This window comes from Gilliamella sp. Lep-s35 (assembly GCF_009795845.1).
Taxonomy (GTDB): domain Bacteria; phylum Pseudomonadota; class Gammaproteobacteria; order Enterobacterales; family Orbaceae; genus Gilliamella.
The window spans coordinates 40,698-65,417 of sequence record NZ_WTEX01000012.1 but is presented as its reverse complement, the minus strand read 5'-3'; the positions used below and the strand labels follow the sequence as shown (position 1 = coordinate 65,417).

Here is a 24,720-nt window from a genome sequence, read left to right as displayed (position 1 = left end):
TACAGACTTTGAGCAATAAGTGGTTAGGTATAAATAATGGAATATTATTAACTAATAATACTCTATTTTACATTTTTTTACTTTTTACACAATACAACACCTGTTTCAATATGATCGGTATAAGGAAACTGATCAAACATAGCAAAATGTTGAATTGAATGTGTTTGGGTTAAAAGTTGTAAATTATCATGTAATGTATTAGGGTTACATGATATATAAATAATCTTTTTATAAGATTTGAGTATATTAATCGTATTTAAATCAACTCCTGCGCGAGGAGGATCAACAAGCACTGTTTCGCACTGATAATCATCCAAATTAATCCCTTTTAAACGATTAAACTCGCGTTCTTTTTTTATAGCGCTAGTAAACTCTTCGGCTGATAACCGTGCGATAACAAGGTTATCGATATGGTTGACAGCAATATTATGCTGTGCTGAATAAACAGATGCTTTCGCTATTTCAGTGGCTAACACTTTACGAAAGTTTTGTGCCAACGCGATCGAAAAATTACCATTACCGCAATAAAATTCGAGTAAATCGCCCGATGATTTTTTGGTGACTGAAATAGCCCATTGCAGCATTTTAATATTTACCGCAGCATTAGGCTGAGTAAAGCTATTTTCGACTTGACGATAAATAAACTTTTTATCCATTACTGGCAAAACTTCATCAACATAATCGACATCTATTGTTATTTTTTGATTACTTGCGCGCCCTACAATATTAACATCTAAGCCTTGTTCTGCTAATTGCGCTTTTAACTTTTTTGCTTCAAGAGTCCATTTTTCATTTAATTTTTTATGATACAAAAGCGTAATTAACAGTTGACCACTTAAAGTAGAAAAATAATCAATTTGAAATAATAAATGACGAAGTTCTTGGTTATGCCGTAACAAAGGTAAAATTGCCTGCATCGCTTGATTTATTAACTTTGTTGCGACCGGAAACTCATCAATTCGCACCCGTTTTTTTGTTTTTTTATCATACATAATATGATAAAGATCTTCATCCTGATGCCAGATTCTAAACTCAGCACGCATACGATAATGGCTAATAGGCGATGAATATACTGCTAATTCAGGAACAGAGAAATCCGATAATAATGCTTTTAAATTATCGACTTTCTTTTCTAACTGTTGGTTATAGCTATTATTTGAAAAACATTCAGTCATAGTTATCATCTGATGATTATTATAGAAGTATTATTTAATATGAAGTTTTGAGTCAAGCTGTATCAAATAACGAAATGGTTAAACATAAAAGCTAAGCAATTTTATATAAACAATATAACAAATAACCATTTGTATATCATTACCCATAATGGTCAATGGTATCACAAATAACTAATAATGATAAGTTTTGCATGAGCAAAAGCCTCGTTTTTAGACGGGCACACGATAAAATAACCAATAAAGATATAACACTTTTAATCATAGTCATAAAGATTCTGGTGATAACGATTGTAGTTATAACGATTGACGTTATAATGTGCCGTATCATTTTAGATAAAAAGAATACTATGACAGCACAGACTTTTTCTGATTTAGAATTAGACGATATTTTAATTCACAATCTTCAAGCACAAAATATAACCACACCGACAGTAATCCAAACGCAAACAATCCCTGTTGCTTTAGATGGCAAAGATATTTTAGGCTCAGCCCCTACAGGCACAGGTAAAACACTGGCCTTTTTAATTCCTGCCGTGCAACATTTACTTGACTTTCCACGTCGAAAGCCAGGCCCACCGCGTATTTTAATATTAACACCAACGCGTGAACTTGCCATGCAAATTGCCGAACAAGCCAAATTATTAACCGAATCGACACATTTAAGTATTGCAACCATTACTGGTGGCGTTGCTTATATGAACCACGCTGAAGTATTTAGCGAAAATCAAGATATTGTTATTGCGACAACAGGTCGATTATTACAATATATAAAAGAAGAGAATTTTGACTGCCGAGCAGTTGAAATGCTTATTTTAGATGAAGCTGATCGCATGTTAGACATGGGCTTTTCGCAAGATGTCGAAACCATATCAGCCGAAACACGTTGGCGTAAACAAACCTTACTATTTTCAGCCACACTTGAGGGTGATGGACTAAATGATTTTGCTAACCGTATTTTGAACGATCCTGTCGAAATCAACGCTGACCCATCGCGTAAAGAACGTAAAAAAATCTTACAATTTTATTACCGTGCTGATGATTTAGCTCATAAAGTAGCGCTGCTTACTTACTTATTAAAACAGGAAGAATTAAAAAAAACGATCGTTTTTGTCCGTAAACGTGAACGTGTACATGAATTAGTTAGCTTACTACATCAAGCTGGCATCCATAGCTGCTATTTAGAAGGGGAAATGGTACAAGCAAAACGTAACGAAGCAATAAAAAGAATCAGCAACAACACTGTTAATGTACTCATAGCTACCGATGTCGCAGCTCGTGGAATCGATATTGACGATATTACTCATGTTATTAATTTTGATGCACCAAAAACAGCCGATGTTTACTTACACCGTATAGGCCGCACCGCCCGTGCAGGTAAAAAAGGTACGGCAATAATGTTAGTAGAAGCGCACGATAATGAATTACTACAAAAAATTGAGCGCTATATTCAAGAGCCAATCAAATTAAGAACAATTGACCAATTGCGACCAAAAACCAAAGCGCCAAAACCAGCAACAAAGAAAAAACCATCGCAAAAAGCAAAATTAAAAAAAGCTAGCAAAAAAGAAGAAATCAAAAAGAAAAAAATAAAACAACGTCATCGGGACACAAAAAACAAAGGTAAACCAAAAAATCAATAAATAATACCGAACAATAAATCACAACTTAATAGGTTAAACTTATGATATTGATTGTTTATAATGACTTGGATAACAGACTTAAATCGCTATAATACGTAGCGATAAGATTTGCAATAATATATAGGAGAAAACGCATGACATTAGTCACTCGCAAAGCCCCAGATTTTACATCAGCCGCAGTTCTAGGTTCTGGTGAAATTGTTAACAATTTCAATTTATCACAACATATTAATGGTAAATATGCTGTTGTATTTTTCTGGCCAATGGATTTCACTTTTGTTTGTCCTTCTGAAATCATCGCATTTGATCACCGCTTAGAAGAATTCAAAAAACGTGGTGTTGAAGTAATTGGTGTTTCAATGGACTCTGAATACGTACACAATGCATGGCGAAACACACCACAAGATAAAGGTGGCATTGGTGAAGTGAAATTCCCTATTGTTGCAGACGTTAAACATGAAATTATGCAAGCATATGGAATTGAACATCCTGAAGCAGGTGTTGCATTACGTGCTTCATTCTTTATTGATAAATCAGGTATTGTACGCCACGAAACAATTAACGATTTACCAATTGGTCGTAACATCGACGAAATGATCCGTATTGTTGAAGCGTTCCAATTCCATGAAGAACACGGTGAAGTTTGCCCTGCACAATGGACAAAAGGTAAAAAAGGTATGCAAGCAAACCCAGACGGCGTTGCTAGTTTCTTAAAACAATATGCCGACGAAATTTAATTTAGTCAATTTAATTTAGTTCATTTATTTCATCCAAAATATTACTGCCGGAGTTTATCTCCGGTTTTTTTATCTATAAGGATAACAAATTCAAACTAGTCATAAAGTTGTGTGTAACCCCACAACGCCAATAATAATAATGGTAAGCCCAAACAAACGTGGAAAGTTTTTAGGCTCATTAAATAACAGCATATTGGCTAATACCGCGCCTGATGTACCAAGACCAACCCAAACAGGATAAACAATACTTAACTCAAGATAATGGAGCGAAAAGTAAAAAAGCACAAAAGAAACAAAAAATCCCCCCCAATACAAAACTAGCCTAAATGGATTTTTTTTCTCAGCATATAGCTTAAGGCCAATTGCACCAAACACCTCAAAAACTGACGCTATCAATATAAGCAGCCATCCCATGATTGAAATTATCCTTTATTATAATATTAACTATCAGCTCGTTTTAGTTGAACAACACCAACAATAATTAGTGCAACAAAAAAAAGTTGAATTAACTTAACTTCTTTATCAAAAAGCAATATATCAATTACTGTTGCGCCAATCGCTCCAACACCTGAAAAAATAGCATAAACTGTACCTGTGGGAATCGTTTTACAAGCATTAGTCAAAAAGGTAAAATCGACAATAATGAGTGATACAATAATAATCCAATGCCAAAGTTCTGTTGCGATGCTAAATCCCAAAATCCAACACAATTCAAAAAAGCAGGTCAGCACCACAAATGCCCACTCTTTATTAACGCTAAACATAGCTACCTCGCTTTGCTGTTTTAGTTTTGCCGTAGTAATCAAGTTTTTGCTTTAAATATATGTTTTGATTATGCTCTATTGCCGATAAGAAGCGGCAAAACAAAGATGGTTCGCAAATAAAAATTTGCCACCAAAAGATGTTAATTGTTATATATTCCTAACCATTAGGCCATAGTGTTTAATGCTACGAACATCGTTACAACTTTTATTCTTATTTTTCAAATAAGTAAATGATTTTATAATGAAGGTTCATAAATAGCAAGGGCTAATTTTTATAATTCATGCGTATCTCTTATATAGATTAAACTACCTAAGTAAAATGCTACGCCTTGATACCAAACGTTTACCTTTACTTAAAAATCAAACAAAACTACAAACTAAAGAATATTTATTTTTTATTATTGTTATGATTTTTTTTACTTAAACACTATACGTTCCTGAAAGTTTTTGACAAATGGCGCTGTTTTTGTTTATTTAGATAAACAGCGTGATAACCATCATATTAATCAAAAATTCACCAAACTCGTCCATTTATAAACGAATAAAAAAGCCGAAAGAGTGATATAAACTTTGAATTGAGGTGTGAGATAATCAGCAAATATTTAATAATTCAAAAGATAAAAAACAAAAATTAAGTGGTTTATTAACTTTTATAATAAGGTTAAACCAATAAAGTGATTTTGGGAAAACGCATTATTCATTTTTAGAGAACCATTTTTATCATGATGCGTAAACAACTCGGCGTTTTCCCACAACTAAATTAAATAATATTGTTGTAAGTTGTATTACATTGATTTACGATACTCAACAATATCTTCAATTGTTACAACTGGCATATGATATTGTTTTGCAAATTCAACCACTTCTGGTGCTTTTGCCATAGTACCATCATCATTAGTTAGCTCACACAACACAGCTGCTGGTTTTAAACCGGCTAATGTCACTAAGTCAATCGATGCTTCGGTATGACCTCGACGAACTAAAACACCGCCTTCTTTAGCAACTAAAGGAAACACATGCCCAGGATGATTAAGATCACTCGGTTTAGCGTTATCATTCACCGCAGCCTTAATCGTTGTAACACGATCAGCGGCTGACACCCCTGTTGTTACCCCATTAGCGGCTTCAATCGAAATGGTAAACGCCGTATTGTTTTTACTGGTATTATTTGCCACCATCATTGGCAAATGTAACTCATCACAACGTTTTTGTGGCAAACATAAACAAACAATGCCACTGCCATAACGGATAGTCAGCGCCATTTGCTGACTTGTAATGGACTCTGCTGCCCAAATAATATCGCCTTCGTTTTCACGATCTTCATCGTCTAAAACCAGAACACCTTGGCCAGCTTTAATAGATGCGATCGCTTTTTTAACGCGCTCAATGGGCGTTCCAAACTCATTTAAATTAAACTGATTCATGGTAAATACCTATATTTTTTAACTTGCTCATTTCATTATTTACTTAATCAACTTTAAATAACCGTTTAACCATTTAACGATGATCTATTTAGTCATCACATTAATTAAGTACAAATAAATAAAATACCAGAATCAGGGCTGTGCTTGACTAGCATGGTTTTGCCTTTCAGCAAATATTGGAAAGATAAGCAACTCTCTTTTATCCAGACTTTAACTGTCGGCTTTGGAATTTCACCAAATCTGCTTGACCTTAACCTATCAATAATTAACTGCATAATAAAATAATCATCACAGTTAGCAAGACAAATTAAGCGCTCGTGGGCTATACCACCGGTGGGGACTTACACCCCGCCCTGAGAATTTTGCCAAAAAAATTGACAAGTCACACTATAATATAAAATGATAAAAAAAACACGGAGATTTTAAAACGAATATTGCCGCAAAATGCGGCAATAATAGAAAGTACGGTGTGTATTAATGCATACGAGTTTCATTTATTTTACGTCGTTCGGTTTTACGCATCCATAACCATGAAATAAACCCGATGATTCCAACAATCAATAAAATAATAGTTGCCAGCGCATTAACTTGCGGATCAACACCTAATTTTACTTTAGAGAAGATCAATTTAGGTAAAGTCATTGCTCCAGGCCCTGTTATGAAATTAGCAATCACCACATCATCAAGCGATAAAGTAAAGGCTAATAACCAACCAGAAACTAATGCTGGAGCAACCATTGGCAATGTAATAATAAAAAACACTTTCAATGGATTAGCACCTAAATCTAAAGCGGCTTCCTCAATTGATTTATCAAGCTCACGGAGCCTAGCACTAATGACTACAGTTACATAAGCCATACAAAATGTGGTATGCGCCATCCAAATAGTAATTGCGCCACGATCTTTTGGCCATCCAAGAACCTGCCCCATACCAACAAATAAAAGCAACAATGCCAAGCCTGTAATAATATCAGGCATAACAAGTGGTGCTGTTGTCATAAATGAAAACAGATTTGCACCTTTAAATCGTTTAAAGCGAACAATAGCATAAGAGGCAAGCGTACCTAAAACTGTTGCAAAAGTCGCTGCACACGCGGCAATTGCTAAGCTCAGACCAACAGCTTTAAGTAGTTCTTCATTATGCATTAGCTCAAAGTACCATTTAGTTGAAAATTCTGCCCATACCGTCACTAAACGAGAACTATTAAATGAGTAAACAATTAAAATAATCATTGGGATATATAAAAACGAAAATACCACCAATAAAATAAGCCCTTTAAGACATCGAAAAATAAGTGCTAATGTCACAATCACTGTCACAATCAAGCTAAATATTAAACTATTAACATATAAGCTTATATTGGTAAGTAAACCTAATCCAGCCGAACTAATCAGTACTGATAGTATTAACGAGCCCAATAGTAATGAGATAAATACAATCACAGAAGATCGCAAAATAACAGGTAAATCATTCATCTATTTACCCTCCATTTGTCGGCTTTGAAATTTATTGAAATAGTAAATTGGCACGATCAAAATCAATAACATAACAGTCGCAACCGCTGCTGCTGCTGGCCAATCGGTATTTTGAAAAAATATAGTCCCAATCTGCGTACCAATCATAATGCTTTCAGATGGCCCTAATAATTCAGGTATCACATATTCACCAACGGCTGGAATAAACACTAGCATACCGCCAGCAATAATGCCATTTTTAGTGAGTGGCACAATAATTTTGAAAAAGGTTTTAATTGGTTTACAACCTAAATCCAATGCGGCTTCTATTAACGTCGAATCCACTTTACTTAACGAAGTATAAATTGGTAATACCACAAACGGTAAATAAGAATACACAATACCAATATAAATAGCCAAATAGGTTTTTATAATCACGAGAGGCTGATCAATAACTCCTAACCACATTAAAAAGTGATTTAAAAAACCTTCTTGATTTAAAATACCAATCCACGCATAAACACGAATTAAAAACGATGTCCAAGATGGCAAAATAATTAATAATAACAAAATATTTCGTGTGGATTGTTTACATTTCGAAATTGCCCATGCTAATGGATAACCAATTAAAATACATAATATGGTTGAAATAGCCGCAATTTTTAATGATTCTAAATAAGACGCAAAATAAATATTATCATGAAATAAATTAATATAATAACTAAAATTCAAAGCAATATTTAGTAATCCATCATCATAACTAAATAAATCAGTATAAGGTGGAATAGCAAAGATTTTTTCAGAAAAACTAATTCTAAAGACAATTAAGAATGGTAATAAAAATAGCAATAGCATCCATAAATAAGGGATAGCAATAACCATTAACCGCCCATAAAGTGTCATCAGATCAGTATCTGGGCGTTGTTGCTTCATTTTTTTATAAGCAAAATAAATTGTCACAAGCCCAGCAGGAACAAACAATATACTGCCAGCAATAATTAGCCGATAAGCAAATTTAGATGGTTTATAATTTGCTAAATATAACCCCAAGCATGACAACAAAAATCCCAAGGTCATTGCAGTAAATAGCGCATCTAGAAATAAGTTATCAAATGCTCCTGTTGTCACAAAACGCCAATAAACATTGAGCAACACAAATGCATTTAACAACAATCCTAATACAATGGATCGCATTATGATATCCTCTTTTGTTTATTCAGTAAGCACAACACAGCTATCAACTTCCCAACTTAAGTTAACTATATCACCCCAAGTTGGCATACCTTTACGATAACGATGTTCATTTTGAAGTTGCGCAATAATAATTTGCCCACTTGGTAATTTAACGTGATAAATCGACAGATCCCCAAGGTAAGCGATTTCGACCACTTCACCTGTTGCCACATTATAGCCATCTTCTGGGACTTCGTCACATAGTTTAATTTTTTCAGGACGTAGTGCAACTTGTGTTGGTACACCTTCAACCGCTGGTGAGTCATAATCAACTTTTAATGGGCGCTTAATCATAGGACAGCTAATAATCAAACCGTCTTCTTGTGTTTCTTGCAAAATACCATCAAAGACATTTACTGAACCAATAAATTCGGCACTGTAACGGCAATTTGGATGTTCATAAATCTCTTCAGGCTCACCGATTTGTACAAATTGACCTTTATTCATAATAGCAATACGGCCAGCCATAGTCATGGCTTCTTCTTGATCATGTGTCACCATCACACACGTCGCACCCACTTGCTCTAAAATGCTCACCACTTCAAGTTGCATACGATCACGAAGTTGTTTATCGAGCGCTCCCATTGGCTCATCAAGCAATAACAATTTTGGACGTTTAGCCAAACTTCGTGCTAGTGCTACACGTTGTCTTTGACCACCAGATAATTGATGTGGTTTACGTTTCCCAAATTGCTCCATGTGCACAAGGGCTAACATCTCTTCAACACGCTGTTTTATTTCAAATGAATTTAATTTATCTTGTTTTAAACCAAAGGCAATATTCTGCTCAACCGTCATGTGAGGAAATAAAGCATACGATTGAAACATCATATTAATTGGACGATCATAAGGCGGAACTTGTGATAAATCCTTACCATCAAGAATAATCTGCCCTGAGGTAGGCTGTTCAAAACCTGCAAGCATTCGTAATAACGTAGATTTACCGCTGCCTGACGCACCTAATAAGGCAAAAATTTCGCCAGTATAGATAGTCAGATTAACATCATCAACGGCATAATAATCATCATTAAAAACCTTGGTTAAATTTTTGATCTCCAAAAGTGGAGTTACCATCTTTTTTTTAGGCTGTACCTGATTTGTTGTTTTATTATTCACTCTATTTTCCTCATAACAACAAGCCAAAAAAAACGAGACGGAAAGGCTAAATAACCCATCCGTCTAGAATTAACACTTAAATTCGATATACCAAATATCGACTATTTACCAGTTTTAAGTTTAGTCCATGTACGAGTAATTACGCGCTCAAGTTTAGGATCTTTAACTTGCAAAGTGAATAGTTTTTCCATCACTTCTGGTTTTGGATAAACCGCTGGATCGTTTTTCACCTCTGGTTTTACAAAATTGTCATTTGCTTCTTTATTGGCGCTAGCAAAATTCACATCGTTAGTAACTTGTGCGGCAATTTCAGGCTTCATAACAAAATTTAAAAACTCATGCGCTTCATCAGGGTTGTCTGAATCTTTTGGAATAGCAAAAGTATCAAAGAAGACTAATGCGCCCTCTTTTGGAATTTGATAACCAACATGCACACCATTTTTTGCTTCGTTAGCTCTATCTCGTGACTGTAAAATATCGCCAGACCAACCTAAAATGACACAAATATCACCATTTGCCAAATCAGTAATATATTGTGAAGAATGGAAATAACGAATATTTGGTCTCACTTTCTCTAACAACTCGTAAGCCGCACCAGTATAATCTTTAGCATCAGTACTGTTTGGATCTTTACCTAAATATCGCAGTGCACTTGCAAAGATTTCAGTTGGCGCATCTAAAAATGCCACACCACAATCTTTTAGTTTTTCCATATTTTCTGGTTTAAAGACTAAATCCCAACTATCAACTGGCGCATCTTTGCCCAAACGTTCTTTAACTTTATCAATGTTATAACCGATACCTGTTGTCATCCATACATAAGGAATAGCATATTTATTGTCAGGATCATGCGTTGCCATTAACTTCATTAAATTTGGATCAAGATTTTTCCAATTTGGTAACTTGCTTTTATCTAACGGTAAATAAACACCTGATTTAATTTGTTTAGCTAAAAAGCTATCAGAAGGTGAAACCACATCAAACCCAGAGTGGCCTGCCATTAATTTACCTTCAAGGATTTCGTTTGAATCGTACACATCATAAACAAGTTTGATGCCTGTTGATTTTTCAAAATCCGAAATCGTATGAGAACCGATTTGACCTGCCCAATTGTAAAAATGCACGACACGATCTTTAGCAATAGCAGATTGAGATAACGCCAGTGAAACACCAGCCACGATTGAAAAAATTGTTTTACGTTGAGTAAACATGCTCACCACTTCTCCTCTTGTAGGGATATTACATGTTAGACACAAGCCCATTGTAAAGACACAACGGACCCCCAAATTTTGCTATCGACGTTATTAACAATGAATAAATCACCAACATAATAAACGCCTAGCGAAACCGAGGTAATCAGGCAATCACAAGTCATTAATAAAATAAATGAACAAGTAGAGCTAACCTTGCATTACGATGGATAAAATACCTTTTTTTTTCAAGATGTCTACTTAAAAAATCAAATATTAAAACTTTCTTAACTGAGTGGCTATGTTTTAACCACCCATAAGATAATAAACAGTTATTTAGCAATTAATTAACCGCTATTATTCGGCAGTAGCTTGCATAGTTTTACTATTAGGTTGCCAAACGCGGTATTTTACTTGTAAATCATTGGGGACATAAAAAACTAATGGTAAACTACTGTTATAATTAAATAAACCTAAATTATGATTGATTGTCACGAACTCTTTTTTACTGCTACCTTCAGGGCAAGCCATTAATGTTGATAGATTGCCAACGGTTTTTTCAACAACATAATAAGAATATCCCCAACCTTTAAGCTCTTCTTGCTTAACAACGCCACCTAAATTATGAAAATTGCAATCAACGTTCATCTCTTTACCAATAATCACCTCAACTTTTGTGTTGCTTTCATTAGCAATCGCTGGTAAATGGATAGCATAACGTGTAAAACCAGCTTGAGCTGTAGGAAATGGCGCCGTATCATTGGCATTTTGTGCTATAGGTTTCATTTTAGGTGAATTTGCACACGCAGTTAACGCCACACCTAATAATGTCAATAACATTAATTTTTTCATTTTTAAAATCTCCATTAACAAAATTAATTATAAACACCATCATATTAATTTGAAGTGATAATGCGTATAATAACGCCATCAAGATTAATAAATATGGTAAAAAAATGCCAGTAGAAAAAAACACGACTGACTTATTAAAACTAATTTTAAACCTTTTAATTATCGGATTACTAATCATTATTACCTATCGTGTTGTTGAAGCTTTCTTATTCGGATTCTTCTGGGCGGTGATGGTAGTTATTGCCACTTGGCCATTAATGATAAAAATTCAACAAAAATTATTTAATAAACGCTGGCTATCGTTACTGGTTATGGCGCTGATATTGGCTCTTGTTTGCATTATACCGTTCATATTAATTATTAGTTCGGTAGCTCAAAATAGTCATCACCTTATTGAATGGGCAAAAACACTATCTCATCAAAAACTACCAACACTTGACTGGCTTGAAAGCATCCCAGCCTTTGGCCCTGAACTACACCAAAAATGGTTAACGCTAATTCAAACTGATGGTTCTGACTTAGTATCAAATATACAACCTTATATTGGTACCATGATAAGCTGGCTACTTGAGCAAGTCACTAACATTGGCATATTTATCTTTCATGCTGGTGTGATGATCATTTTTAGCCTATTACTCTATTTAAAAGGCGAAAACATCACCAAATACGTCTACTTACTTGCCAATCGATTATCAAAACAATATGGCGCAACCACTGTCACATTAGCAGGCCAGTCCATCCGTGCTGTAGCACTTGGCGTTGTAGTTACTGCTATCACCTTAGCCTTAATTGGCGGATTAAGTTTTGTATTTACTAGAATGCCGCTACCTGGCGTGCTAACACTCATCTTATTTATTTGTTGTGTGGCACAAATTGGCCCTGTTGTTGTTATGCTAGGATGTATCTGTTGGCAATTTTGGGTGAGCAACACCATTTCAGGTATTATCTTAATTGTTGTTGCAATCATATTGACAACTTTAGATAGCGTAATGCGAGCCTACTTAATCAAAAAAGGCGCCGACTTACCTTTTTTGCTTATATTATTTGGCGTCATTGGCGGATTACTAGGTTTTGGCATAATGGGGCTATTTATTGGCCCTGTGGTACTGGCATTAACTTATAAAATAATTCAAACATGGGTTGATGAACAATCTTAAACCATTTATCATCACCCACAATAAAGCATAAACAAGCTGCTAAAGGCAGAAGGTGACACAAATAAAATAGCACACTGAACCCAAAGCAACTTAGCAAAAATGCATACAAAAATAGAAAGGAGCGTTATTTTTACTGATCGTATTTAGATTACCTTAGATAAAAATCTGACGTAATTGATCAGTTATAATGATATATAAATCATGCGAATACCATTTATAAAATATAATCACCAAAAACATCTTGATGAATTAGCCAAAATTCAACAAAATGCAGATCAATACCAAATTGTCTATAGCCCTAAAGCTTATCGACTGGCTTTACTGGAAAGCATAAAACAAGCTCAGCATCGTATTTATATAGTTGCACTTTATCTGGAACAAGACGAAGCTGGCAAAGAAATTCTTAACGAACTATACAAAATCAAACAACAACGCCCAAACTTAGATATCAAAATATTTGTTGACTGGCACCGTGCACAACGTGGACGAATTGGCGAAGATAAAGCCCACACCAACGCCAACTATTACTACCAGCTAAAACAGCAGCACCTAGAAATCGACATTCCTATTTATGGCGTTCCAGTAAACCGCCGCGAAGTACTTGGTGTATTGCATTTAAAGGGCTTTATTATTGATGACACCGTCATTTACAGTGGCGCAAGTATTAATAACGTCTATTTACACAAACGTGAAAAATACCGCTACGACCGCTACCACTTTATCACTAATCCGTTATTAGCCGATAGCATGGTGCAATTTATCAACGACCACTTTATGCCATATCAAGCTATACAGCTACTTAACACTGGCACACACAAAACGCGCAAACAGATCAAATCCGAAATCAAAGCTCTGCGCCAACACTTAATGGATGCAAGTTACCAATATGACGGCAATGCCGACAACGACGCCTTATCGGTTGCCCCAATAATGGGACTTGGGCGTAATAACTCACTAAATAAAATCATCCATCACTTAATCAACGTAACCGAACAAAAAATTATTTTTTGTACGCCATACTTTAATTTGCCTAACATCCTAGTGCGCGACATTATTCGCCTGCTACGCAAAGGGCGCCAAATCGAATTAATTATTGGCGACAAAGAAGCTAACGACTTCTACATTCCACCTGATCAACCCTTTAACATATCAGGCGGATTGCCTTATTTATATGAAATTAATTTAAGAAGCTTTATTGAACGCTTACAAAGTTTTATTGATAAAGAACAACTGACCATAAGGTTATGGAAGGATGAAGCACAAACCTATCACCTAAAAGGCATCTGGGTGGATAACAAATGGGCGCTCATAACTGGTAATAATCTAAATCCTCGAGCATGGCGGCTTGACCTTGAAAACGGCATATTAGTGCATGACCCAAAACAAGAATTAAGTGATAAGTTCACCCAAGAACTGAACACCATTCGTCAAAAGACCACGTTGATAACGCATTTTCAACAAATCCAAGCAAGCCAATTTTATCCAAATCAAGTTCATAAGTTGATAAAGCGACTAACTCGCATCAAAGTGGATAGGATTATTAAGCGGTTGTTATAACTGTGGAGGGGATGAATAAAAAATTTAATAGATTTGTTTGAATTTGGTATCAGAATTAACCATCAACTTTATTTTCAAATACACAAAATTTAGGATGGGTTCGAAATTTTAGCCAATCGTTGGTATAAAGTATTTCCATATTTTATTTTTCCCAATGCACCATATCGTAAGGGTAGTATGGTTGGTCTTTTAGAGTGGTGTCGTCTAAGCCGAGTATTTTGGCTAACGCACCACTTTCAAAGCTCCAATAGCCTGTATGAATATTCCATTTGCTTTTATGTCCATCATGCCAACCCAAATCAGAATGTCCTCTATACCACTCTTTTTTCAGGTATTTTTTTAATCTTTCTAGGGCTGCGGTTTTATCTGTTTGAGCCAATGAAATAATGTCTTGAGTTGCTTTATAAGGTCTTGGAAATTCAAACTTTGCCGTTTGTTTGCCCCATTGGGTACTGTTTTGTAAAAGAAAATCAACCAGATAATCATTAAGATGATCCCTTTCAACCAAAGATTTTAATTTTTCAAATATATCTGGCTCTGCCTCCAGCATAATACCGATAGATAACATCCAAACCATGGATATATAGCCGGATATTGCGTCCCAGCCTTTTTCCATATAAGAAACCGTTATTTTATATTCTTCCATAATGGATGATATGGGTTGCCCCATTGAGTATTTGGCAATTAAAATATCAGATTGATAAATGAAAATGCTATCATATGTTGCTTCGATAATTTCATTATTTGGTTTGGGGTATTTTTGTATTCCTTCCTTTTCATCTTGTTTTAAATTTTCTATTTCTTCAAAACGTTCTTTAATGAACTGTATCTTTAAATCTATAATTTCTTGATACCCTTCTAGGGAGTTTAATTTGTCTCTTAGTTCCATATGGTTATCTCTTTTTTTGGTAAAATTAATTATTTTTTAGTTAAGGCCAAGGGCTGACTGATCCTCTAAAAATGTATAAGGCGTTTCCCTTGAAATCATTTTATGCAGTTTAACGGTATTATAAAAATTAATAAAACATTTAAGTTTTGTTGTCTTTTTTATCACTAAATATTTGTTGATTATGCCACATTTCAATTTAAAGTTCGTATCACTCTTTTCATTTTTTAATCTCCAGACGGTATAGACTCCTGAATATTTTTTACAAAAATTTAACCTAAAAAAAGAGCAGTCGAGTAAATACCCAATAGTGATTACACCGTTTATCTAAAAAATTACACTTTTATTAGTGTGTTATATTCAGAGGAGTGATGTTATTTAATGTTAAATGCGTTTTTTGAGGTTATAAATAGCATGTTTTAGATAGACATCGCATTTTGGCAGGCAGTTTTTTATAGCGTTTATTCTAGCAGGTTAAAAGAACTAACAGCTTTCATCAGGCTTGTTTAGCATATTATAAATGCTCTAGCGAATGACCATAGAGTGTTTGGCCTAATTAGTGACGGTTGTTTTTCTTTATGATATCAGCGCCCTATTTCTTGTCTGTGATAGGGCGTTAATTTTGGTTTTTTATGTATATTTATTACAGTGTTTCTCAAATTATTGTAAACAACGAGAGTAATTCCTACACTTTAAATAAGTTTTGTTAAAAAATTAACAAGTTGAAATATTTATTTTTTAGTAAAAACCAAATCAAAATCTAATAAAAAATACTAAATAAAATACAAAATAAAAAGAGGGTTTCCCCTCTTTTACGCACCAGCTCGATAATTAGGTGGCTCTTTGGTAATAAGAACGTCGTGGACGTGGCTTTCTTTCATACCTGCCCCCGTAATACGATAGAATTTAGACTTAGTTCTTAATTCATCAATCGTTGCGCAACCCGTTAATCCCATACAAGATCTTAAACCACCCATTTGTTGGTGAATAATTTCTTTTAATTGTCCTTTATAGGCGATGCGCCCTTCTATGCCTTCTGGCACAAGTTTATCAGCAGCGTTATCGGTTTGAAAATAGCGATCAGAAGATCCTTTAGCCATGGCACCAAGCGATCCCATACCTCGATATGATTTATAGGCTCTACCTTGGAATAGTTCAATTTCGCCTGGAGCTTCTTCAGTACCTGCAAACATGGAACCAACCATCACACAAGACGCGCCTGCAGCAATCGCTTTAGCAATATCGCCAGAAAAACGAATTCCACCATCAGCAATAACTGGGATACTGTGCTTTTGCGCCACTTCGACTGCGTCCATAATAGCACTAATTTGTGGTACACCAACGCCAGTGACAATACGAGTTGTACAAATAGAGCCTGGGCCAATTCCAACTTTAACAGCACTAACGCCGGCATCAATTAAGGCTTTAGCACCTTCGGCTGTAGCAACATTACCTCCAATAATTTGTAGTTCTGGATAGGTCTTTCTTGCTTGGCGAATGCGTTCAAGTACACCCTCGGAATGACCGTGTGACGAGTCAATTAATAATACATCAACACCTGCTTCAACTAATGCTGCAATGCGCTCTTCGTTACCTGCCGCAGCGCCAACGGCAGCACCTACACGCAAACGACCTTTTTCATCTTTACAGGCATTCGGCTTTTGTTCTGCTTTATTGTAATCTTTGACGGTGATCATGCCTTTTAGATGGAATCGTGAATCAACAACAAGAACCTTTTCTACACGGTGTTCGTGCATTTTTTGTAGTACAATTTCGCGTTGTTCACCTTCATTAACGGTAACTAAACGGTCTTTTGGTGTCATAACTGCGGTAACAGGTAAAGATAAGTCTGTGGCAAAACGTACATCACGCGCGGTAATAATACCGACAAGCTCTTGGCTTTCGGTCACAACAGGAAATCCTGCAAAACCGTGCTCTTTAGCAAGTTCAATAACCTGCTCTATGGTAGCAGTTGGTAAAACAGATACAGGATCTTGTACAATGCCACTTTCGTGCTTTTTAACACATCTTACATGATTGGCTTGACTTTCAATCGACATATTTTTGTGTATAAAACCAATTCCACCTTCTTGGGCTAATGCAATAGCAAGATCGGATTCGGTGACGGTATCCATTGCCGCTGACAGCATTGGAATATTGAGCTTTATAGTTTGGGTTAGTTGAGTAGAGATATCAGCTGTATTAGGTAAGACCGTTGAGTGAGCAGGAACTAATAACACGTCGTCAAACGTGAGGGCTTCTTTAACTATGCGAGACATGACAATATTCACCATTGAGTTGAATTGTTGATAAAATATTGCCGAAGCATTCTATCTGCTTTTAATTTAAAAAACCAGTAAAATTTTATTTTCTATTAAAATAGAAAATAAATAAAAATGAATGAGTTCAAAATGTGTGAAGATATACGGAAAATACCTCATCAGTAAGACAAACCTGATGAGGTAAAATAGACAATGAAGCTTGATTAAATAAACATATTAATCACTAAGCAACCTGCTAACCCACAAACAGAGATTATTGTTTCTAACAATGACCATGACTTCATTGTTTCAGTAATGCTTAAATTGAAATACTCTTTAAATAACCAAAATCCTGGATCATTAACGTGTGAAAACACAACGCTACCTGCCCCCGTTGCAATAACCATCAGCTCAGGACTTACTCCTGTTGAGGCGATTAGTGGAAATACAATACCACCAGCAGTTAATGCCGCTACTGTCGCTGAACCTAGTGCCAAACGTAATAATGCAGCAATTAGCCAAGCCATAACAATGGGTGAAACACTTGACGAATGCATCAGCTCTTCAATGTAAACCTTAACACCACTATCAACAAGCACTTGCTTGAAAGCACCGCCGCCACCAATAATTAATAACATCATTGCGATGATTTTGATTGAGTTAGCAAGCGTTTCATTAATTTGGGCCATTGAACGCCCACGGAAAATACCAAAAGTAAATACGGCAACTAAAACTGAAATTAATGTTGCAATGACAGGATCACCAAAAAATTCAACATAAGGTAATACTGCATGGCCTTTAGCTAACGTCATTTCACAAACAGCACGAATTGACATTAAGATCACAGGAATCAACGCAGTAAATATGCTGATACCAAAACTTGGCATTTGATCATCAGTGAATTTTTTAGAATTGTATAAACCGTCTTCAATTGGATGATTAATTGCACGAATAAATGGTAATCCTGCTAATACAGGTCCTGCTAAAATTACCGTTGGGATAGCAATAATAGTGCCATAAAGCAAAGTTCGTCCCATATCTGCTTTAAAAATTTCAGCAATCGCAGTTGGCCCTGGATGTGGAGGTAAAAAACCATGCGTAACAGATAATGCAGCAGCCATTGGAATGCCGACATACAAAGGGGATATTCGTAATGTTGCGGCGATGGTTAACACTAATGGTAATAATAAAACAAAACCAACTTCATAAAAAAGAGCAAAGCCAACAATAAAACCAGTAAGCGTCACAGCCCATTGGATTTTTTTATCACCAAATGTTTCAATAAGCGTTGTTGCAATACGTTGTGCACCTCCACAATCGGCTAGTAGTTTTCCTAGCATTGCCCCAAAACCCATAATTAAGGCTAAACTACCAAGTGTACCACCAACTCCATTTTTAATTGATTTTACAACATCCATAATTGGCATTCCTTCCATAACACCAACACTTAATGCAACTAGGATGAGAGCAATAAATCCATTAACTCGAAGTGGTAACATTAAAATAAGTAGCAGAGCTACACCTATAGCAATTATGATTAATGGCATAAATAAATAGTCCTCTAAAATAAAAATCCTTGTTATCGGTAACATGCCAAATTATAGAGGATTTTAAAAAAAATAGTGAATAAAATATCGAAATTGAGAGTTAGATCACATTTTTAAACATATCTTATTTTTTTGCCATTAGTATATAATTTACATCAACATTTGAACTTAACTTGAATTGATTTTTAAATAAGTGATACTCCATACCAATAATATCTTCCACATCTAATTTTGCTTGTTCAACAAGTGTCATTAATTCTGATGGGCGAATAAAACGGTTAAAGTCGTGCGTACCTTTAGGCACTAAGCGAGCAATATATTCAGCCCCATAAATTAACAATAATTTGGCTTTATGATTGCGATTAATGGTTGATAAAAATAATTTTCCATTAGGTTTAAGTAATACTGAGCAAGCTTGAATAACTGAAAATGGATCTGGCACATGCTCTAATAATTCCATACAGGTAATTACATCATAATGCTCAGGGTGTTGCTGTGCATGTTCTTCAACTGTTTGCTTTTGATAATTAATTGTAAGATCATTTTGCTTAGCATGCGTTTTAGCGACAGCAAGCGACTCATCAGCAAGATCAATAGCGGTAACATTTGCCCCTAATTTAGCTAGGCTTTCAGACAAAATTCCGCCACCACACCCTACATCTAACACAGTTTGGTTAGTTAACGAACCGCATTTTTGTTGTATATAATCCACTCGCAATGGATTGATTATATGCAGTGGCTTACATTTGCCATTGGGATTCCACCAATCAGTAGCAAGTTGTGAAAATTTGTCGATTTCGTTTAGATCAATATTTTTTGACATAGTTGCTCTTTTTATATTATTAAAAATCTGAGTTTAACTATATGCTATGTGCTTACTTTTATCAATCAGTAGTCAAATTTCGACTCGTTTTTGAATATAGATAACTAATTAAGTTAATGAATTCTTGTTTATCAACTTATTTCATGGCATGATTAAAAATTTACTAATGAAAATGTACTATTTTTGCAACAACGCTGAATTAAACTAATTGAGATTAAAGGAAAATATTAATGAGTACTGGTACTATGAAAAAAAGCCACTCACAGTGGAGTTCACGCATGGGATTTATGCTAGCTGCAGCGGGTTCTGCTGTTGGGTTAGGTAACATTTGGAAATTCCCTTATATGGCAGGCGAAATGGGTGGTTCTGCATTTGTACTAACCTATTTGCTATTTATGTTTGTTATTGGGTTACCAATTTTAGTTTTAGAATGGTTAATTGGTCGACGTGGGCAAAAAAATCCAATTCACACGATGGAAGACGTTGCCGCTTCAGAAGGTCGTTCTAGATCATGGCGTTGGGTGGGTATTATAGGTGTAGTAGGTTCATTTTTAATTTTATCGTTTTATAGTGTTATTGGTGGATGGGCGACTGATTACATTGTTTTAGCTGCACAAGGTTCTTTCGAAGGTGCAAATGGTGACGTTACAGGGAAAATTTTTGAAAATTTCCTTGGTAATGTAAACCATTTATTGACTTGGCATACCGTGTTTATGGCTGTTACCGCTTTTATTGTTGCTATGGGGGTTGGTGCTGGTTTAGAACGTGCCTGTAAAATTATGATGCCTGGACTGGGAATTTTATTATTAGTATTAGTTTGTTATGCTGCCTATGTGAGTGGCCCCTCTTTTATTCAGGCCTTTAAATTTTTATTTACACCAGACTTTTCGGCCATTAATGGTACTGCCATGTTAGCAGCCTTAGGGCATGCATTCTTTAGTCTATCTTTAGGTATGGGAATTATGATGGCATATGGGTCATACCTTGGAAAAGATGTCAATTTGCTATCTACAGCTTGTACCGTCGTAATTTTAGACGTTATTGTAGCAATGTTTTCAGGCATGGCTATATTCCCACTTGTTTTTGCTAATGGTTTACAACCTGGTGAAGGTCCTGGCCTTATTTTTGTTACTTTACCTATTGCATTTGGTAATATGGCTGGCGGTACTATTTTAGGTGTAGTATTCTTTATTTTCCTAACTTTTGCGGCATTAACTTCTTCTATTTCATTACTTGAACCAACGGTTGAGTTATTGGAAGAAAAAACCCCACTAGGAAGAAAATCAGCCACAATAGCAAGTAGCCTTGTCATTTGGGCTTTAGGCATAGCTTGTTTATTAGCATTTAATGAATGGGCTGGAATAAAACTATTTGATAAAAATATTTTTGAATTATTAGACTATTTAACAAGTAAAATAATGCTACCACTTACTGGATTAGGTACTGTGGTATTTGGTGCTTGGATGATGAATCAAAAACGTATCCGTGAAGAATTAAATTTAAGTGATTTTTGGTTTAGTGTTTGGACGGTATTAACGCGTTATATTGTTCCTGTTGCGGTAATCATCATTTTGGTTTATGGATTTTTATAAAAACTAAAGTTAATTTTTAATTCAGATAAAAGCCTTGAGTTATCAGGGCTTTTTTGCCTACCATTTAATGTTTAATAAAAAACAACCAAACAATGAATAAATTTGTCTATTTGTATTGAAATTCCATTTTTCATTCCCATATAGCAATACATCAATAAATCAAACCATTATGTTAATTTTATTCAGTTAATGCTAACTAGAATGTGCCAAAAAGTGGTGCAAAATGATAAAAGTTGTTATAACAAGATCATTTTTATTGTTAGCATTGATTGGAATGACTAAATATAATAGAGGTACTAGTTAATGAGTAAACAAGGCACTGAAACTCGTGGATTTCAATCCGAAGTTAAACAAATTCTACATTTAATGATTCACTCTTTATATTCAAATAAAGAGATTTTTTTAAGAGAACTTATTTCAAACGCATCTGACGCTGCTGACAAACTTCGCTTTAAAGCGTTAGAAAACCCAGATTTATACGCGGGTAATGGCGAACTTGGTGTGCGCATTTCAACAAATAAAGAAGCTGGTACCCTAACCATTGCTGATAATGGCATTGGTATGACGCGTGATGAAGTAATTGAAAACCTAGGTACAATTGCCAAATCTGGTACAAAAGCATTTTTAGAATCTATTGGCAGTGATCAGGCTAAAGATAGCCAATTAATTGGTCAATTTGGTGTTGGTTTTTATTCTGCATTTATTGTTGCAGATAAAGTCACTGTAAGAACCCGTGCAGCAACTGCAAAAGCTGATGAAGCGGTTATGTGGGAATCAGCGGGTGAAGGTGAATATACAATATCTGACGATAATAAAGAAACTCGTGGTACCGAAATCACTTTACACTTAAAAGAAGATGAAAAAGAATTTTTAGATGATTGGCGTTTGCGTTCTGTTATTAGCAAATATTCTGACCATATTTCGCTCCCTGTTGAAGTACAAACCACTGACGAAGAAAGCAAAGAAGTTAAATGGGAAAAAGTCAATAAAGCCCAAGCACTTTGGACACGTAGTAAATCAGAAGTGACTGACGAAGAATACAAAGAATTTTATAAACACCTGTCACACGATTTTGCCGATCCATTAAGTTGGAGCCATAACCGAGTTGAAGGTAAACAAGAGTACACAAGTTTACTTTATATCCCATCAAAAGCACCTTGGGATATGTGGAATCGTGATAATAAACATGGTCTAAAACTGTATGTACAACGTGTGTTTATTATGGATGATGCTGAACAATTTATGCCAAACTATTTACGTTTTGTTAAAGGCTTAATTGATTCAAACGATCTACCATTAAATGTATCGCGCGAAATTTTACAAGATAATAAAGTCACCCAAAGCTTACGAAATGCATGCACTAAACGTGTGTTACAAATGCTAGAAAAACTAGCTAAAGACAACAAAGAACAATATCAACAGTTCTGGAGTGAGTTTGGTTTAGTGTTAAAAGAAGGAACGGGTGAAGATTTTACAAACCGTGACGCGATTGCTAAATTACTTCGTTTTGCCTCAACCCACACTGATAGCGATGTACAAACAGTATCACTAGAAGATTACATTAGCCGTATGCAAGATGGTCAAGAAAAGATCTACTACATCACAGCCGACAGCTATGGTGCTGCTAAAAATAGCCCTCACCTAGAGCTATTCCGCAAAAAAGGCATTGAAGTATTATTATTATCTGATCGCATCGATGAATGGATGATGAGTAATTTAACCGAATTTGATGGTAAGCAATTCCAATCAATCAGCAAATCAGATGAATCTATTGAAAAACTGGCTGATCAAGATACTGAAGAGCAAAAACAAGTTGAAAAAGAGCTTGAACCATTTATTGAACGAGTTAAAACTGCATTAGGCGACAAAGTAAAAGAGGTCAAATTAACGCATCGCTTAACTGACACACCAGCAATTGTTACCACTGCTGCCGACGAAATGAGCACACAAATGGCTAAACTATTTGCAGCAGCAGGCCAAAAAGCGCCTGAAATCAAATATACATTTGAAATCAATCCAGATCATAAATTAGTTAAACGTATTGCCGATACGCAAGATGAAAGCGCATTTAACGATTGGGTGGAACTATTGCTTGATCAAGCTTTACTTGCCGAAAAAGGTTCATTAAGCGACCCAAGCAAATTTATTCAAACCATGAATAAATTGTTAGCGCAATAATCACGCTAAACAGCCAAACACCGCCCCGATACGCTTTAGCTAATCGGGGCTTTTTTTACTATATTGATTAATTTTCAAATAAGTTATCAGGTAAAAGTTTGATACCTATCACACTTTTTTATATTTGTGCTTTCTATTTTCTAAATGGGATTGATAATAGTTTAATCTAAAAATTAGATTTAACGTAATGAAAGTTCATAAAGTACTAAATAATAATGTTGTTGTTACCCTTGATACAAAGGGGGAAGAGCTAATTGTTACTGGTCGTGGTATTGGTTTTAAAAAACACGAAGGCGATTTAATTGATCCCAATCTTATTGAAAAGCAATTTTTTCTAGACAACAAAGATACACTGTCCAAATTTACCGAGTTACTCTCTCAGATCCCTCTTGAGGTATTAACTACATCCGAAATTATTGTTAATCATGCAAAACAGTTTATTGAAGGTAATTTGCAAGATAGTATCTATATTTCATTAACCGACCATATTTATTCGGCGATTGAACGCCACAAGCACGGCTTTGATATTCCTAATGGTTTTTTGTGGGAAATCAAAAAATTCTATCCTAAAGAGTTTAAAATTGGTTTATATGCTCTGTCAGTCATTAAAGAACGTTTAGCCATTGAACTACCGGAAGACGAAGCAGGCTTTATTACATTCCATATTATTAATGCGCAACTTGATGGTACTATGCCTAATGTTGTTAATATGACTAACATCATGCGCGAAATACTCAATATTGTAAAATACCATTTTAACTTTGAATATGATGAAAGCTGCCTATCTTATCAACGCTTTGTTACTCATTTAAAATTTTTTGCGCACCGTATATTAAATCAACAATCGCAAACACAACAAGATGCTTCGTTATATGAAATTATCCGCCAAAAATACCAAGAAGCCTATTTATGTACTAAACAAATCGATCTGCATTTAATACAACAGTATCAGCATCCGCTTTCTGATGATGACAGCCTTTATTTAACCATTCATATTGAAAGGCTACGCACTGAACTTAAAAATTCATAATGTGAAGTAAATCACAATTTGATGATCATTATTGTGGAAGTCTTATCTGTTTTTTTTAATTTATGCTAATCTAGACAAACTATTAATTGGATTGTTATTGCAA

General features: G+C 35.1%; 19 protein-coding genes, 1 pseudogene and 1 riboswitch. Of the genes and pseudogenes, 7 read left to right on the top strand and 13 right to left on the bottom strand.

Annotated features, from left to right (window positions below):
• Window positions 1-77: 77 nt before the first annotated feature.
• Window positions 78-1,175 (bottom strand): tRNA (uridine(54)-C5)-methyltransferase TrmA, encoded by a 1,098-nt coding sequence (trmA, locus tag GQ590_RS07010; protein WP_160407651.1) that lies wholly within the window; start codon window positions 1,173-1,175, stop codon window positions 78-80.
• A 347-nt stretch (window positions 1,176-1,522) separates the two neighbouring features.
• On the opposite strand from trmA, the gene srmB reads away from it, so the two are divergent.
• Both srmB and GQ590_RS07000 read left to right on the top strand, forming a co-directional pair.
• On the top strand, window positions 1,523-2,815 hold the full coding sequence (srmB, locus tag GQ590_RS07005) for an ATP-dependent RNA helicase SrmB (protein WP_160407649.1): 1,293 nt from the start codon (window positions 1,523-1,525) through the stop codon (window positions 2,813-2,815).
• Between the two features lie 134 nt (window positions 2,816-2,949).
• Entirely contained in the window at window positions 2,950-3,552 is a 603-nt protein-coding gene (locus GQ590_RS07000; RefSeq protein WP_160407647.1) for a peroxiredoxin C, read from the top strand.
• 99 nt (window positions 3,553-3,651) lie between these two features.
• Here the strand turns inward: GQ590_RS07000 and GQ590_RS06995 are convergent, their stop codons facing one another.
• From GQ590_RS06995 to eco, 8 genes and pseudogenes are all read right to left on the bottom strand, one after another.
• On the bottom strand, window positions 3,652-3,966 hold the full coding sequence (locus tag GQ590_RS06995) for a multidrug efflux SMR transporter (RefSeq protein WP_160407645.1): 315 nt from the start codon (window positions 3,964-3,966) through the stop codon (window positions 3,652-3,654).
• 26 nt (window positions 3,967-3,992) lie between these two features.
• Entirely contained in the window at window positions 3,993-4,358 is a 366-nt protein-coding gene (locus GQ590_RS06990; protein ID WP_202112919.1) for a multidrug efflux SMR transporter, read from the bottom strand.
• Window positions 4,359-5,101: 743 nt separating this feature from the next.
• The gene (ribB, locus tag GQ590_RS06985; RefSeq protein WP_160407644.1) at window positions 5,102-5,740 is read right to left on the bottom strand and encodes a 3,4-dihydroxy-2-butanone-4-phosphate synthase; all 639 of its coding nucleotides are present in this window, start codon (window positions 5,738-5,740) and stop codon (window positions 5,102-5,104) included.
• A gap of 187 nt (window positions 5,741-5,927) precedes the next feature.
• Window positions 5,928-6,105, bottom strand: a riboswitch (FMN riboswitch).
• Between the two features lie 109 nt (window positions 6,106-6,214).
• The gene (locus GQ590_RS06980) at window positions 6,215-7,216 is read right to left on the bottom strand and encodes an ABC transporter permease subunit (RefSeq protein ID WP_202112918.1); all 1,002 of its coding nucleotides are present in this window, start codon (window positions 7,214-7,216) and stop codon (window positions 6,215-6,217) included.
• A pseudogene (locus GQ590_RS06975) lies at window positions 7,217-8,089 on the bottom strand (ABC transporter permease subunit); the annotation flags it as partial. It lies immediately after the preceding gene.
• Between the two features lie 318 nt (window positions 8,090-8,407).
• Window positions 8,408-9,544, bottom strand: a complete 1,137-nt coding sequence (gene potG / locus GQ590_RS06970; protein ID WP_337189480.1) for a putrescine ABC transporter ATP-binding subunit PotG — start codon at window positions 9,542-9,544, stop codon at window positions 8,408-8,410.
• Window positions 9,545-9,645: 101 nt separating this feature from the next.
• Window positions 9,646-10,755: an extracellular solute-binding protein gene (locus tag GQ590_RS06965; RefSeq protein ID WP_160407642.1), complete on the bottom strand. Its 1,110-nt coding sequence runs from the start codon at window positions 10,753-10,755 to the stop codon at window positions 9,646-9,648.
• Window positions 10,756-11,091: 336 nt separating this feature from the next.
• Entirely contained in the window at window positions 11,092-11,586 is a 495-nt protein-coding gene (gene eco, locus GQ590_RS06960; RefSeq protein ID WP_160407639.1) for a serine protease inhibitor ecotin, read from the bottom strand.
• 104 nt (window positions 11,587-11,690) lie between these two features.
• Here eco and ydiK point away from each other — a divergent pair, with 104 nt between their 5' ends.
• Both ydiK and pssA read left to right on the top strand, forming a co-directional pair.
• On the top strand, window positions 11,691-12,743 hold the full coding sequence (gene ydiK / locus GQ590_RS06955; protein ID WP_160407637.1) for an AI-2E family transporter YdiK: 1,053 nt from the start codon (window positions 11,691-11,693) through the stop codon (window positions 12,741-12,743).
• A 201-nt stretch (window positions 12,744-12,944) separates the two neighbouring features.
• On the top strand, window positions 12,945-14,300 hold the full coding sequence (gene pssA / locus GQ590_RS06950; RefSeq protein WP_160407635.1) for a CDP-diacylglycerol--serine O-phosphatidyltransferase: 1,356 nt from the start codon (window positions 12,945-12,947) through the stop codon (window positions 14,298-14,300).
• A 142-nt stretch (window positions 14,301-14,442) separates the two neighbouring features.
• Here pssA and GQ590_RS06945 read toward each other — a convergent pair whose 3' ends face one another.
• The 4 genes from GQ590_RS06945 to ubiG form a co-directional block, all read right to left on the bottom strand.
• Window positions 14,443-15,189, bottom strand: coding sequence for a PoNi-like cognate immunity protein (locus GQ590_RS06945; protein ID WP_160407633.1), 747 nt, complete (start codon window positions 15,187-15,189; stop codon window positions 14,443-14,445).
• An 809-nt stretch (window positions 15,190-15,998) separates the two neighbouring features.
• On the bottom strand, window positions 15,999-17,465 hold the full coding sequence (gene guaB / locus GQ590_RS06940; RefSeq protein WP_160407631.1) for an IMP dehydrogenase: 1,467 nt from the start codon (window positions 17,463-17,465) through the stop codon (window positions 15,999-16,001).
• Window positions 17,466-17,671: 206 nt separating this feature from the next.
• On the bottom strand, window positions 17,672-18,994 hold the full coding sequence (gntT, locus tag GQ590_RS06935) for a gluconate transporter (protein WP_160407629.1): 1,323 nt from the start codon (window positions 18,992-18,994) through the stop codon (window positions 17,672-17,674).
• Window positions 18,995-19,118: 124 nt separating this feature from the next.
• Entirely contained in the window at window positions 19,119-19,817 is a 699-nt protein-coding gene (gene ubiG, locus GQ590_RS06930) for a bifunctional 2-polyprenyl-6-hydroxyphenol methylase/3-demethylubiquinol 3-O-methyltransferase UbiG (protein ID WP_160407627.1), read from the bottom strand.
• Window positions 19,818-20,047: 230 nt separating this feature from the next.
• On the opposite strand from ubiG, the gene GQ590_RS06925 reads away from it, so the two are divergent.
• From GQ590_RS06925 to licT, 3 genes are all read left to right on the top strand, one after another.
• Window positions 20,048-21,409 (top strand): sodium-dependent transporter, encoded by a 1,362-nt coding sequence (locus GQ590_RS06925; protein ID WP_202112917.1) that lies wholly within the window; start codon window positions 20,048-20,050, stop codon window positions 21,407-21,409.
• A 303-nt stretch (window positions 21,410-21,712) separates the two neighbouring features.
• A complete protein-coding gene (gene htpG / locus GQ590_RS06920; protein ID WP_160407624.1) occupies window positions 21,713-23,587 on the top strand; it encodes a molecular chaperone HtpG in 1,875 nt (624 codons plus the stop codon).
• Window positions 23,588-23,774: 187 nt separating this feature from the next.
• A complete protein-coding gene (licT, locus tag GQ590_RS06915; protein WP_160407622.1) occupies window positions 23,775-24,617 on the top strand; it encodes a BglG family transcription antiterminator LicT in 843 nt (280 codons plus the stop codon).
• Window positions 24,618-24,720: the final 103 nt, after the last annotated feature.

Bases quoted from the DNA above. Each gene is read 5' to 3' on its own strand.
- trmA (WP_160407651.1), bottom strand. From the start codon at position 1,175: ATGACTGAATGTTTTTCAAATAATAGCTATAACCAACAGTTAGAAAAG.
- srmB (WP_160407649.1), top strand. From the start codon at position 1,523: ATGACAGCACAGACTTTTTCTGATTTAGAATTAGACGATATTTTAATT.
- GQ590_RS07000 (WP_160407647.1), top strand. From the start codon at position 2,950: ATGACATTAGTCACTCGCAAAGCCCCAGATTTTACATCAGCCGCAGTT.
- GQ590_RS06995 (WP_160407645.1), bottom strand. From the start codon at position 3,966: ATGGGATGGCTGCTTATATTGATAGCGTCAGTTTTTGAGGTGTTTGGT.
- ribB (WP_160407644.1), bottom strand. From the start codon at position 5,740: ATGAATCAGTTTAATTTAAATGAGTTTGGAACGCCCATTGAGCGCGTT.
- GQ590_RS06980 (WP_202112918.1), bottom strand. From the start codon at position 7,216: ATGAATGATTTACCTGTTATTTTGCGATCTTCTGTGATTGTATTTATC.
- GQ590_RS06965 (WP_160407642.1), bottom strand. From the start codon at position 10,755: ATGTTTACTCAACGTAAAACAATTTTTTCAATCGTGGCTGGTGTTTCA.
- eco (WP_160407639.1), bottom strand. From the start codon at position 11,586: ATGAAAAAATTAATGTTATTGACATTATTAGGTGTGGCGTTAACTGCG.
- ydiK (WP_160407637.1), top strand. From the start codon at position 11,691: ATGCCAGTAGAAAAAAACACGACTGACTTATTAAAACTAATTTTAAAC.
- pssA (WP_160407635.1), top strand. From the start codon at position 12,945: ATGCGAATACCATTTATAAAATATAATCACCAAAAACATCTTGATGAA.
- GQ590_RS06945 (WP_160407633.1), bottom strand. From the start codon at position 15,189: ATGGAACTAAGAGACAAATTAAACTCCCTAGAAGGGTATCAAGAAATT.
- guaB (WP_160407631.1), bottom strand. From the start codon at position 17,465: ATGTCTCGCATAGTTAAAGAAGCCCTCACGTTTGACGACGTGTTATTA.
- gntT (WP_160407629.1), bottom strand. From the start codon at position 18,994: ATGCCATTAATCATAATTGCTATAGGTGTAGCTCTGCTACTTATTTTA.
- ubiG (WP_160407627.1), bottom strand. From the start codon at position 19,817: ATGTCAAAAAATATTGATCTAAACGAAATCGACAAATTTTCACAACTT.
- GQ590_RS06925 (WP_202112917.1), top strand. From the start codon at position 20,048: ATGAGTACTGGTACTATGAAAAAAAGCCACTCACAGTGGAGTTCACGC.
- htpG (WP_160407624.1), top strand. From the start codon at position 21,713: ATGAGTAAACAAGGCACTGAAACTCGTGGATTTCAATCCGAAGTTAAA.
- licT (WP_160407622.1), top strand. From the start codon at position 23,775: ATGAAAGTTCATAAAGTACTAAATAATAATGTTGTTGTTACCCTTGAT.